We start from the raw sequence: 12,470 nt of genomic DNA on the forward strand, positions 1-12,470 counted from the left end.
GCATGCCCCGCATGCAGCTCGTCGACACCAAGGCCATCGTCAAGCGACTCACCAAGAACTGCACTTCAGCCCTCGAGGCGGCGATTGGCCAGTGTGTCAACGCGCGCCACTACGAGGTCACGCTCGAGCACCTGCTCCTCGCGCTGCTCGACGACGCGAACTCCGACATCGCGTTCCTCGTGTCCCATTACGATCTCGACCCGTCGCACCTCCGCGCCGCGCTCCAGCGCAGCCTGGAGGAGCTCCGGAAGGGCAACGCCGGCAGGCCGGTGCTCTCGCCGACGATGCTCGAGTGGATGCAGGACGCCTATCTCATCGGATCGATGGAGTACGGCTACCAGCGGGTGCGGAGCGGCGTGCTCTTCCAGCGCCTCGTCCAGCAGCCGACCCGCTACTCGGTGAGCGGCATCGGCGCTTATCTCGAGGGCATCTCGAAGGACGACCTCAAGGCGAGCCTCCCGAAGATCGTCTCCGGCTCCAAGGAGGAGGCCGAGTCGGTCGCGTCGGCGGGCGCGGGCGCGCCCGGGGCGGGGAAGCTCCCGGCCGGGATGGCGAGCGCGGGGGCCGACTCGGCGCTCGCGAAGTACTGCATCGACTACACCGGCAAGGCGCGCGCGGGCCAGATCGATCCGATCTTCGGGCGCGAGCGGGAGATCCGGCAGGTCATCGACATCCTCGCGCGGCGGCGCAAGAACAACCCCATCATCGTCGGCGACGCGGGCGTCGGGAAGACGGCGCTCGTCGAGGGGCTCGCGCTGCTCATCGTCGAGAGCACGCCGGAGAACCCGAAGGTGCCGCCGCTCCTGCAGGGGGTCGACATCCTCGGGCTCGACCTCGGGCTGCTCCAGGCGGGCGCCGGCGTGAAGGGCGAGTTCGAGAACCGCATGAAGCAGGTGATCGCCGAGGTGAAGGGGTCGCCGAAGCCGATCATCCTCTTCATCGACGAGGCGCACACGCTGATCGGCGCGGGCGGCCAGCAGGGCGGCGGCGACGCGGCCAACCTGCTCAAGCCGGCGCTCGCCCGCGGCGAGCTCCGGACGATCGCGGCCACGACGTGGAGCGAGTACAAGAAGTACATCGAGAAGGACGCGGCCCTGGAGCGGCGGTTCCAGCCGGTCAAGGTGGACGAGCCGAGCGAGCCCTCGGCCGTCGTCATGCTCCGCGGGCTGCGGCCGAAGTTCGAGCAGGCCCACAACGTCATCATCCAGGACGAGGCCGTGACCGCGGCCGTGCGGCTGTCGGCGCGGTATCTCACCGGCAGGCAGCTGCCGGACAAGGCGGTCGATCTGCTCGACACGTGCGCGGCCCGGGTGAAGGTCGCGCTGCAGCAGCGGCCCGCCGCGGTCGAGGACGCGGAGATCCTCATCGTGAACACCGAGAGCGAGCTCAAGGCGCTCGAGCGGGATCGGGACCGGGGCGTGCACATCGACGAGGAGCGCGTCGCCGAGCTCAAGGACAGGCTCGCCAAGGCCAGGGCCGAGCTCGAGGAGGTGCGCGCCGCCTACGCGCGGGAGACGGCCGGCACGCAGCGGGTCATCGAGGCGCGCAAGAAGATGGATGAGGCCAAGACGACCGAGGAGCGGGACGCCGCCCGCCGCGAGGTGGTCAAGGCGCTCGACGAGCTCAAGGAGAGCCAGGGCGAGGTGCCGCTGATCCGGCCGGACGTCGACGAGGCGATGGTCGCGAGCGTGGTCGCGGCGTGGACGGGCATCCCCGTCGGCAAGATGGTCCAGGACGACGTGAAGGCGCTCCTCGAGATGGAGGACCGGCTCACGCGGCGGATCAAGGGGCAGACGCACGGCATCGTGACCATCGCGAAGGAGCTGCGGAGCGCGCGCGCGGGGCTGAAGCCGCTGAGCACGCCGCAGGGTGTGTTCCTGCTGGTCGGGCCGAGCGGCGTCGGCAAGACGGAGACCGCGCTCGGGATCGCCGATCTCATGTTCGGCGGCGAGCGGATGATGACGGTCATCAACATGTCCGAGTTCCAGGAGAAGCACACGGTCTCCCGGCTCATCGGCTCTCCGCCCGGCTACGTCGGCTACGGCGAGGGCGGCATGCTCACCGAGGCGGTGCGCCAGCGGCCCTACACGGTCGTGCTCCTCGACGAGGTCGAGAAGGCCGATCCCGACGTGATGAACCTGTTCTACCAGGTGTTCGACAAGGGCATGCTGAGCGACGGCGAGGGGCGGCTCGTCGACTTCAAGAACACGGTCATCATCCTGACGAGCAACCTCGCCACGGACAAGATCACGAACATGACGCTCGCCGCGCGGGAAGAAGACCCGTCGCGGCGGCTCGACGCGGACGGCGAGTTCATCAAGGAGATCGTCGAGGCGATCAAGCCGACGCTCTCCGCGCACTTCAAGCCGGCGCTGCTCGCCCGCATGACCACGGTGCCGTACCTGCCGATCTCGCCCGACGCGCTCGGCGAGATCACGCGGCTCAAGCTCGACGCGCTGGTCGATCGGCTGCGCAAGAGCCAGCGGATCGAGGCGTCGTACTCGGACGCGCTCGTCGACACGATCGCGGCGCGCTGCACCGAGGTCGACACGGGCGCGCGCAACATCGATCACATCCTCCGGGCCTCGCTCCTGCCGCAGCTCTCGGTCGCCATCCTCGAGAAGATGTCGGAGGGGCCGCTCCCCAAGCGGGTCGAGATCGGCGTCGACGCCGCGAAGAACTTCACGATCGCGTTCTCGGACTGAGGTGCGCGCGCGTCGGGGCGCTCGCGGCGCGGGAGGTGGCTCGATGGAGGAGGAGCTCGTGGAGGACGCCGGCGCCACGGCCGAGGACGACGAGGTGCTCCTCGACGATCCGGTGGTGGCGCGGCACATCGAGCGCGCGCTCTCGCCGTACCGGGGCCTGCTCCCGGCCGAGGCGCTCGAGGCGATGGACGACCTCTTGTTCGTGGTGCTCACGACGCACCCCGAGGTCAGGCCGATGGTCGATCGGCTGCGCCGGGCTGCGCGCGTCGAGCGCAGCGGCACGCGCGCGTCGCCCGCCTGCGGACGCGCGGCGGACGGCGCGACGCTGCCGGGCGATGCGCGCGATCGCCCCACGGGGGCGGGAGGGAGGCGGCGTGCCCCGGCGGGGGGCTCTTCGTGAGCGACGGGCCGGGCCAGCCGGGCGCGGGGGGCGCCGAGGGCGCGGGGGGCGCCGAGGGCGCGGGGGGCGCCGAGGGCGCGGCGGGCGCCGAGGGGGGCTCGGGCGCGTCGTCAGCTCCGCTCACACCCCGGCAGCAGAAGCTCGTCGAGGCGGCGATTCCGATGGTGGACCGCCTCGCCTGGGCGCTCGCGCTCCGGCGGTTCCCTGGCCTGCGCGGGGAGCTCCGGTCTGCCGGCTACGAGGGGCTCGTGCTGGCCGCGCGGTCCTACGACGCTTGCCTCGGAGAGCGGTTCACGACCTACGCCTGGCGGCGCGCCTTCGGGGCGATGATCGACTGTGCGCACCAGGCGCGGCCCGCCGCGCGCTCTCTGGTCGAGGCCATGCGCAGGGCCGGCTTCGATCTGGCGGCGACCCTGCGTGACGACACCGACGTGTTCTCCGACGGCGATGGCGAGGTCGACCGGCACCTGGGGGATGTGTGCGACGACGTGGGGCTCGCCATGGCCGCCGCGCTGGGGCGCGGCGGCGGAGCGCCTTTCGGGGAGGAGGCGATGGTCGAGAAGGAGGCCTATGCGCGGGCGATCCGCGCGCTCCGGGAAGCACGCGGGGCGCTGTCGCCGGAGGGGCGGCGGCTGCTCGAGCTGCGGTACGAGCAGGGCCTGACGATCGCGGAGACCGCAGCGCGTGTGTCGTTGAGCGAGGCCACGGTCAAGCGCCGTTGCAAGGAAATCCTCACCCGCCTGCGGAGGATGCTGGTTGCGCGGGGGATCTCGTCTCCGCCGGCGGCGGAGCTCGTCCTGCCGCTCGACGAGGCATAGCCGCGGCGAGACGTGCTCGTCGGTGCCCTCGGCTGCGTGCCTGTGCCCTGGGCGCCTGACTGCCGCTCCGATGGACGCGCCGCGCATTCCCGCGCGCGAGCCACCGACCAGCCGAAGCGTGTCGCTGCGCGGGAGCGGTCGCCCCCATCGCAGCGCGTCACCGCCGTGTACGTGACGGCCGCACGCGTGACCGCCGCGCGCGTGGCCCGCTTCCCACCCGCGCCAGCACGCACATCACGTCGCCTGGCCCGCCATGCTCGATCGCGAGGTCGATCAGCAGGCTCGCCGCCACGCGGAGGCCGCCATGCGCCCGGAGCACGCCCGCGATGCGCCGCTCGGGCACCCGGCCGCACAGCCCGTCGGAGCCTACGAGGAACAGGTCCCCCGGGTGGGTCGCCTCGACACGAGATAGGATGTTCGCGTCCTCGTCGCACCCCAGCGCGCGCGTCACCACGCTTGCCCGGTCGCCCAGCGCTCTGACCTCCTCCCGTGGGCCATTGTCTTCCGCGAGCAGCTCCTCCGGCGGCGTGTGATCCCGCATGAGCCGCTCCATCGTCCCTCCGCGCATCCGGTAGACCCGCGTGTCACCCCCGTGCGCGATGTACGCCATGCCGGGCGCGAGCAGCACGCCCGCGAAGGCGGTCGCGCTGTCGGGCGCCTTCTCGTGCTGCTGGTTCACCTCGTCGATCGAACGGTTGGCCCGCCTCACGCTCAATGCCACACGCACCTCGTCCCGGCCCTGCGGTCTTGTCGCGCTGTGTGGCCATGTGTCCTCCAGATCACCGTTGTTTTCGGGGCAGCTCTTGATCACTTCGATGGCCGTGCGCGACGTCATCTCTCCGGTCGTGCTGCCGTCGAGTCCTCTGGCCACCATGAACAGCCCGAAGCACGGTAGTGTCGCGAGCCGGCCCTCGTTGTGGCTATGGCGGCGCGCCACGTGCGATTGTGCTGCCGCCTCGACGGCGAGCTGTGGATACACGATTGTCCTCCTCGCACCGGATGGCCAACGCGGTCGTGGGCGTCAGCGCGACCGAGCTCGCGGGCACCGCAGCGATACGCGTGAGCTCCTGCAAAGAGATCGGCGCGCGCGGAGAGATCGGCTCAGGAAAGTGCAGGCGGCGGTGTCGATTTCATCCACCGCCCGGCGTCATCGCGGCGCAGGTGCACCGCCGCGCAACGCGCGGCGACGAGGCTGTCGCGCCGATGCACAATCAAGCCCTCGGGGCTGAGCCGGTCTCGGGTCACTTGCGTGGAAGGAGAATTGCTCCGGCTGCCCATCGGCCACCACCCGGCCTCTGTGAAGGCCGGGTGACCCGCCGAGTCGCACTCCGCGGAGTGTCGACCTGCTGCACTCAAAGTGCGGGCGAAGGCCTACCGCTCCGGCCGAGGGGCGTAAAGGCCCTTTTGCTGGTCCTTGAGGCGATGGTGCCCTTCATGATGCATTACGAACAGGTGCGGGTAGTTGCCGGATTTTGTTGTGTGAAGATGCGATTTCTTTTCGTGGCATGTCCCTGGCGCGTAGCTACGGCGCAAATTCCAGCGTATTCACCTTGATCCCGGCGGCCCAGCTGTTGCCGGCGGCGGGACCGGCGCCGGCAACGGCGGGGCCGCCCGGTCTCGACGGAGAAGCCGCTGGAAGGCGGCGGTTTGTCCCGGTAGGGGATGCCGAGGGAGTGGCCGCCGGGCCCACCGCCGCCGTTGCTGCCCTTGCCCCCGGGCCCGCCGGAGCAACCGGCGTTGAGGCCCTCGATGCTGGCCGGCTCGGCGCTCCCCGGGCCGCCGAGGCCGTCCTCAAGTGCAGCCGGCGGCGTCGATTTCATCCACCGCCCGGCGTCATCGTGGCGCAGGTGCGCCGCCGCGCAACGCACACACACACCGCCACGCCGCGGTGCAACGCGCGGCGACGCGGCTGCGCGCCGATATACCTCAAGCCCTCGGGGCTGAGCCGGTCTCGGGTCACTTGCGTGGAAGGAGAATTGCTCCGGCTGCCCATCGGCCACCACCCGGCCTCCGTGGAGGCCGGGTGACCCGCCGAGTCGCACTCCGCAGAGTGGCGACCTGCTGCACTCGAGGTGCGGGCGAAGGCCTACCGCTCCGGCCGAGGGACGTAAAGGCCTGTTTGCTGGTCCTTGAGGCAATGGTGCTCTTCGTGGTGCATTACGAACAGGTGCTTGTGGTTGCCGGATTTTGTTGTGTGAAGATGCGATTTCTTCTCGGGGCACGTCCTTGGCGCGTAGCTACGGCGCAAATTCCAGCGTATCCGCCTTGACCCCGGCAGCACCGCTGTCGCCGGCGCCGGTCCCGCCGGGGCCAGCCTCGCCGGTCTCGACGGAGACGCCGCTGGAAGGCGGCGGCTTGCCCCGGTAGGCGATGCCGAGGGAATGGCCGCCGAGGCCGCCGCCGCCATTGCCGCCGTTGCCGCCCTTGCCCCCGGGCCCGCCGGAGCAACCGGGGTGGAGGCCCTCGATGCCGGCCGGTACGGTGCCCCCCGGGCCGCCGAGGCCGCCGTTGCCACCCTCCTGACCGGGCGCGCCGTTGCCGCCGCGGCCGCCGCGGCCGGCCTTGAGGGAGACGTCGTCGAAGGTGAGCTCGGCGTCGAGGCTGACGAGGGCGATGCTGGCGCCACCCGGTCCGCCGGGGTTGCCGCCCTTGCCGCCGCAGCCGCCGGGGCCGCCGGAGCCGCCGCTGGCGCCGCCGGGCGACTCGGGCGTGCACTGGTTGGCCCCGGAGGCACCCTTGGCGCCGCCGCCGCCGCCGCCCTGCGCGGTGGTGCCCGGCGAGCCGGCAGTGCCGGAGAGGCCGGCGTAGCCGGAGGAGGAGAGCGTGCCGAGTCCGGTGGCGTTGGGGCCGGGCTCGCCGGGGAGTCCATCGTCGCCGGCGGTGCCGGCGGTACACTCCTGTGCCCTCTCACCCGCGCCACCCAGGCCACCAGCGCCCTCCGGCCCACCAGGCGAACCAGCGCCACCTTCAGTCATCTGCCCGATGCCACCCGTCCCGCCGGTGGAATCGTCGCTGGGGTCGTCCGGCGTGCCGCACTCATTCCGCTTGACGCCGCCAGGTACGACGATCTCCCCTGAGCACGCCTCCCTGCCCGGGTTGCCCTGCTCGCCGGCGAGCGCCGGCTCTTCGTACGGCTCGCCGTCGCGGCCGTCCGCCGCATCGCTTGCCTCGAGCGTGCAGCGCGCCATCTCGACGGCGATGCTGTCGGCGAGCGCGGCGATGGACGACACGCCCCGCGCCGCCTCGCTGCTCGGGTCGATCGGCCGCGCGCTCACGTGCACATCCTCGACGCGCACCGCGCCGTCGCCGCCGCGCATCACGAGCGGGATCTCGCCTTCGGGCGCGGTGAGGATCGTCTTGGTCTCGCCGATCCAACTCCAGTCGGTCGAGCAGTCGAGCCCGCCGAAGAGCGCGACGCCGCCGGGCAGCTCGACCTGGCCCCCAAACGTCTCCGCGCACGCGTACACCCTTCGCGCGGCACCTTCCTGCTGCGCGCGCGTCACGGCCTGCTGGATCGTCTTGACGGGCGCCGCTTTCGTCCCCGCCGCGGCGTCGTCCCCCGAAGCCGCGACGAAGACCCCACAGCCGTCGTTCACCGGCTCGTCGCTCTTGCTTGGCACGCACCGCTCCGGCGTGCTGCCCCCCTCGCCACCACCGCCGCTTCCTGCATCCGCCGGGGCGCACCGGAACCGGTGCGGGCAGTCCGGCGGCAGCGTCCCGCACCCTGCGCTGGCGGCGACCGCGAGGCCGGCCAGCACGACAACGACACCGTTCAAGTGCATGCGTCGCATTCCCTGCTTCCTTCGGTCCCCCCAAATCATCGCTCGGTCCGCCGTGTCCTCACTCAAAACGCACCTCCGATCGTGAGCCCGGCGCTCTGTGTCGTGACTGTCGGGGTGATGCGCACGCCGCGTGAAGCCGCTGCTCGCGGCGTCTCGACCGGCCACAGCGCGTACGCGAGCGCCGTGCCGCCCAGCGCGGCGCCCGCGGTCAGCAAGGCGGCGAGCGCCAGGTTCCTCGTCGTCCCCTCGGCGATGTATGCGTCGTCGAGCGCGTCGCAGCGCGCCCTGCTGAACGCGGGGTCGTTGCATGCGTTCGCGCCGCCGTCCGTCGCGATCGCCCGGGTCGCATCGTTCACCTCCTCGCCCTTGCCGTTCGCCACGACCACCAGCACCACGCCCGCCGCGAGCGCCGCGCCGCCGAGCGCGAGGCCGCCGATCACCACGCCGTCGCGCACCCGCGTGTCCGGCGGCGGCGCGGGCGCGACGGGCGGCGGCGGCGCTGCTGCCGGCGCCGGCGGCGGCGGGGCCACCTCCGCGTTCGGCATCGGCGGGTGCAGCGTGAGCGTCTTGTGCGCCCCCGCCTCGAACCGCCTCGAGAACTCCGCCGTGCTGCCCGACCGCGCTCGGGCCTCCAGCGTGTGCGTGCCCGGCTCCAGGTAGACGGGCGCGGAGAGGGGCGCCTGCCCCACGGCCTTGCCGTCGATCAGCACCGTCGCGCCGGGCTCGGCGTCGATGTTCAGCACGGCGATCTTCGACAGCGCGTCGTCGAACAGGCGGCGGTGCTCCGGGCTCAGCTCGCCCCGCTTCCCGTCGGCGGTCGCCTGGGTCAGGAACGACAGGTGCTCGGCCGCATCGCGGAACAGCCCGAGCTTGATCTCGCAGGCCGCCAGGTTGCCCGCGATCTGCCGGTGCGGCTTGATGCTCCATGCCGCGAGGAGCCACGCGCGGCACGCGTCGTACCTCCGCTGGTTCCACGCCTCCGCCCCCTTCGCGAGCATTTCGAGGGTTGCCTTCGAGAGGGGGTCGGCTTGCGGCGGCGCGGGCGAGGTGGCCTGCGATGGTGCGGGCGGGGCGGCGCTCCCGGCTGCGGGTGACAGCAGGAGGGCGGCGAGGAGCGAGGCGGCGATCGAGCGATGCGTCTTCATGGGCAATTCCCACTGCATCCGAAGAGCGGGTGTGCGCCAAGAAAGATACAGAGAAGGAGAGGGATGCCCACCCCCCGTCGGTGCTCGGCGCTTCGCGCCTGCGCGCCGCCGGCCCCTCCCAAAGCGCGCGCTGCGCGCGCGCAGGGAGGGGAACGTCGTGATGTCGGGTCGAGACTGGTTTGGTTGCTCACCGAGCACTCCAAGGCTGGCATGCGGCCGCGTGGCGCCGCGCGACCGAACTCGCGGGCATCGCCGCGATGCGCGTGGGCTCCTGCAAAGAGATCGGCGCGCGCGGAGCGATCGGCTCAAGAAAGTGCGGCCGGCGGAGCCGATTTCATCCACCTCCCGGCGTCATCGCGGCGCAGGTGCGCTGCCACACAACGCACACGCGCCGCCACGCTGCAACGCGCGGCGACGAGGTTGAGCGTCGATGCCCCTCAAGCCCTCGGGGCTGAGCCGGTCTCGGGTCACTTGCGTGGAAGGAGAATTGCTCCGGCTGCCCATCGGCCACCACCCGGCCTCCGTGGAGGCCGGGTGACCCGCCGAGTCGCACTCCGTGGAGTGGCGACCTGCTGCACTCGAGGTGCGGGCGAAGGCCTACCGCTCCGGCCGAGGGACGTAAAGGCCCTTTCGCTGGTCCTTGAAGCGATGGTGCCCTTTGTGCACCATTACGAACAGGCACGGATGGTTGCCGGATTTTGTTGTGTGGAGGTGCGATTTCTTCTCGGGGCAGGTCCTTGGCGTGTAGCTACGGCGCAAATTCCAGCGTATCCGCCTTGACCCCGGCAGCACCGCTGTCGTCGGCGCCGGTCCCGCCCGGGCCGGCCTCGCCGGTCTCGACGGAGAGGCCGCTGGAAGGCGGCGGCTTGCCCCGGTAGGCGATGCCGAGGGAATGGCCGCCGAGCCCGCCGCCGCCGTTGCCGCCGTTGCCGCCCTTGCCCCCGGGCCCACCGGAGCAACCGGGGTTGAGGCCCTCGATGCCGGCCGGCACGGTGCCACCCGGGCCGCCGAGGCCGCCGTTGCCGCCGTCTTGACCGGGCGCGCCGTTGCCGCCGCGGCCGCCGCGGCCGGCCTTGAGCGAGACGTCGTCGAAGGTCAGCTCGGCGTCGAGGCTGACGAGGGCGATGCTGGCACCGCCGGGCGCGCCGGGATTGCCGCCTTTGCCACCGCAGCCACCGGGGCCGCCGGAGCCGCCGCTGGCACCACCGGCGGACTCGGGCGCGCACTGGTTGGCACCGGAGCCGCCCTTGGCTCCGCCGCCGCCGCCGCCGCCCTTCGCAGTGGTGCCAGGCGAGCCGGCGGTGCCGGAGAGACCGGCATAGCCGGAGGAGGAGAGCGTGCCGAGGCCGGTGGCGCTGGGGCCGGGCTCGCCGGGAAGGCCGTCATCGCCGGCAGTGCCGGCGGTGCACTCGAGTGTCGTCGCGCCCAGACCACCAAGGCCACCGGTGCCCTCCGGCCCACCAGGTGAACCAGCGCCACCTTCGGTCGGCGTGCCATTGCCCCCGAGCCCGCCCGTGGAATCGTCGCTGAGGTCGTCCGGCGTGCCGCACTCATTCCGCTTGACATCGCCGCCAAAGGTCCTTGCTCCCGAGCACGCCTCGATGCCCGGGTTGCCCTGCTCGCCGGCGAGCGCTGGCTCTGCGTACTGCTCGCCGTCGCGGCCGTCTGCCGCATCGCCCGCCTCGAGCGTGCAGCGCGCCATCTCGACGGCGACGCTCTCGGCGAGGGCGGCGATGGACGACAGGCCCCGCGCCGTCTCGTTGCTCGGGTCGATGGCGCGCGCGGTGACGTGGACATCCTCGACGCGCGCCGCGCCGTCTCCGCCGCGCATCACGAGCGGGATCTCGCCTTCGGGTGCGGTGAGCGTTGTTTTGTCCGTCTCGCCGATCCAGCTCCAGGCGTTCGAGCAGTCGAGCCCTCCGAAGAGCGCGATGCCGCCGGGCAGCTCGACCTGGCCCTCGAACGTCTCGGCGCACGCGTAGACCCTTCGCGCGGCACCTTCCTGCTGCGCGCGCGCCACGGCCTGCTGGATCGTCTTGACGGGCGCCGTTTTCGTCCCGGCCGCGGCGTCGTCCCCCGAAGCCGCGACGAAGACCCCGCAGCCGTCGTTCACCGCCTCGCCGCTCTTGCTCGGCACGCACCCCTCCGGCGTGCTGCCACCCTCGCCGCCGCCGCCATCTCCGCCATCCGCCGGGTCGCACCGCGCCAGGCTGGGGCAGTCCGGCGGCAGCGTCCCGCACCCTGCGCCAGCGGCGACCGCGAGGCCGGTCAGCACGACAACGACACCGTTCAAGCGCATGCGTCGCATCACCCTCTTCCTTTGATCTTCACGGCAAGTCGTCCATCGCTCCGCCGCGTGCTCGCTCAAAATGCACCTCCAATCATAAGCCCGGCGCTCTGCGCCGTGACTGCCGGGGCGATGCGCACGCCGCGTGAAGCTGCTGACCGTGGCGCCTCGACTGGCCACAACGCGTACGCGAGCGCCGCGCCGCCCAGCGCGGCGCCCGCGGTCACCAGGGCGGTGAGCGCCAGGTTCCTTGTCGTTCCCTCGGCGATGTACGCGTCGGCGAGCGCGTCGCAGCGCGCCCTGCTGAACGCGGGGTCGTTGCATGCGCTCGTGCCGCCATCCTTCACGATCGAATGGAGCGCGTCGTTCGCCTCCTCGCCCTTGCTGCTCGACACGACCACCAGCACCACGCCCGCCGCGATCGCCGCGCCGCCGAGCGCGAGGCCACCGATCACCACGCCGTCGCGCACCCGCGTGTCCGGCGGCGGTGCCGGCGCGGCGGGTGCGGCCGGCGTGTCCGGCGGCGGCGCTGCTGCCGGCGCCGGCGGCGGCGGGGCCACCTTCGCCTTCGGCATCGGCGGGTGCAGCGTGAGCGTCTTCTGCGCCCCCGCCTCGAACCGCCTCGAGAACTCCGCCGTGCTGCCCGACCGCGATCGGGCCTCCAGCGTGTGCGTGCCCGGCTCCAGGTAGACGGGCGCGGAGAGGGGCGCCTGCCCCACGGCCTTGCCGTCGATCAGCACCGTCGCGCCGGGCTCGGCGTCGATGTTCAGCACGGCGATCTTCGACAGCGCGTCGTCGAACAGGCGGCGGTGCTCCGGGCTCAGCTCGCCCCGCTTCCCGTCGGCGGTCGCCTGGGTCAGGAACGACAGGTGCTCGGCCGCATCGCGGAACAGCCCGAGCTTGATCTCGCAGGCCGCCAGGTTGCCCGCGATCTGCCGGTGCGGCTTGATGCTCCATGCCGCGAGGAGCCACGCGCGGCACGCGTCGTACCTCCGCTGGTTCCACGCCTCCGCCCCCTTCGCGAGCATTTCGTGGGCCGTCCTCGACAGGGTGTCGGCTTGCGGCGGCGCGGGCGAGGTGGCCTGCGATGGTGCGGGCGGGGCGGCGCTCCCGGCTGCGGGTGACAGCAGGAGGGCGGCGAGGAGCGAGGCGGCGATCGAACGATGCGTCTTCATGGGCAATTGTTACCGCATCGGAAGAGCGGCAGTGCGCCGCGGAAGAAGCAGAGAGGGAGAGGGCTGCCCACCCCCCGTCGGTGCTCGGCGCTTCGCGCCTGCGCGCCGCCGGCCCCTCCCAAAGCGCGCGCTGCGCGCGCGCAGGGAGGGGAACGTCG

The 12,470-nt window shown here is 72.3% G+C and carries 8 protein-coding genes; 3 read left to right on the plus strand and 5 right to left on the minus strand.

Annotated elements, in window-relative coordinates; translation table 11 throughout:
* The first annotated feature begins 2 nt into the window (after window positions 1–2).
* Genes tssH through WMF31_RS13875 form a run of 3 tightly spaced genes read left to right on the plus strand, consistent with a single transcriptional unit; the run spans window position 3 to window position 3,923 of the window.
* The gene (gene tssH / locus WMF31_RS13865; protein ID WP_436602390.1) at window positions 3–2,705 is read left to right on the plus strand and encodes a type VI secretion system ATPase TssH; all 2,703 of its coding nucleotides are present in this window, start codon (window positions 3–5) and stop codon (window positions 2,703–2,705) included.
* 43 nt (window positions 2,706–2,748) lie between these two features.
* Window positions 2,749–3,105, plus strand: a complete 357-nt coding sequence (locus tag WMF31_RS13870; protein WP_436602391.1) for a hypothetical protein — start codon at window positions 2,749–2,751, stop codon at window positions 3,103–3,105.
* The gene (locus WMF31_RS13875) at window positions 3,102–3,923 is read left to right on the plus strand and encodes a sigma-70 family RNA polymerase sigma factor (RefSeq protein WP_436602392.1); all 822 of its coding nucleotides are present in this window, start codon (window positions 3,102–3,104) and stop codon (window positions 3,921–3,923) included. The genes WMF31_RS13870 and WMF31_RS13875 overlap by 4 nt, the downstream gene beginning before the upstream one ends.
* A 157-nt stretch (window positions 3,924–4,080) precedes the next feature.
* On the opposite strand, the gene WMF31_RS13880 is transcribed toward WMF31_RS13875, so the two are convergent.
* The 5 genes from WMF31_RS13880 to WMF31_RS13900 form a co-directional block, all read right to left on the minus strand.
* Window positions 4,081–4,902, minus strand: coding sequence for a PP2C family protein-serine/threonine phosphatase (locus tag WMF31_RS13880; RefSeq protein WP_436602393.1), 822 nt, complete (start codon window positions 4,900–4,902; stop codon window positions 4,081–4,083).
* Between the two features lie 1,258 nt (window positions 4,903–6,160).
* Complete coding sequence (locus WMF31_RS13885; RefSeq protein ID WP_436602394.1) at window positions 6,161–7,705, minus strand: PGRS family protein; 1,545 nt, start codon at window positions 7,703–7,705, stop codon at window positions 6,161–6,163.
* A 62-nt stretch (window positions 7,706–7,767) separates the two neighbouring features.
* Window positions 7,768–8,850, minus strand: a complete 1,083-nt coding sequence (locus WMF31_RS13890; protein WP_436602395.1) for a hypothetical protein — start codon at window positions 8,848–8,850, stop codon at window positions 7,768–7,770.
* Window positions 8,851–9,598: 748 nt separating this feature from the next.
* The gene (locus WMF31_RS13895) at window positions 9,599–10,870 is read right to left on the minus strand and encodes a PGRS family protein (protein WP_436602396.1); all 1,272 of its coding nucleotides are present in this window, start codon (window positions 10,868–10,870) and stop codon (window positions 9,599–9,601) included.
* Between the two features lie 344 nt (window positions 10,871–11,214).
* Window positions 11,215–12,312, minus strand: a complete 1,098-nt coding sequence (locus WMF31_RS13900; RefSeq protein WP_436602397.1) for a hypothetical protein — start codon at window positions 12,310–12,312, stop codon at window positions 11,215–11,217.
* Window positions 12,313–12,470 lie beyond the last annotated feature (158 nt).

Origin of the sequence: Sorangium sp. So ce1036 (assembly GCF_051369805.1) — a bacterium.
Classification (GTDB): Bacteria; Myxococcota_A; Polyangia; order Polyangiales; family Polyangiaceae; genus Sorangium; species Sorangium cellulosum_F.

Excerpts from the sequence above, each read along its gene's own strand:
- tssH (WP_436602390.1), top strand. The coding sequence starts at position 3 with ATGCCCCGCATGCAGCTCGTCGACACCAAGGCCATCGTCAAGCGACTC.
- WMF31_RS13870 (WP_436602391.1), top strand. The coding sequence starts at position 2,749 with ATGGAGGAGGAGCTCGTGGAGGACGCCGGCGCCACGGCCGAGGACGAC.
- WMF31_RS13885 (WP_436602394.1), bottom strand. The coding sequence starts at position 7,705 with ATGCACTTGAACGGTGTCGTTGTCGTGCTGGCCGGCCTCGCGGTCGCC.
- WMF31_RS13890 (WP_436602395.1), bottom strand. The coding sequence starts at position 8,850 with ATGAAGACGCATCGCTCGATCGCCGCCTCGCTCCTCGCCGCCCTCCTG.
- WMF31_RS13900 (WP_436602397.1), bottom strand. The coding sequence starts at position 12,312 with ATGAAGACGCATCGTTCGATCGCCGCCTCGCTCCTCGCCGCCCTCCTG.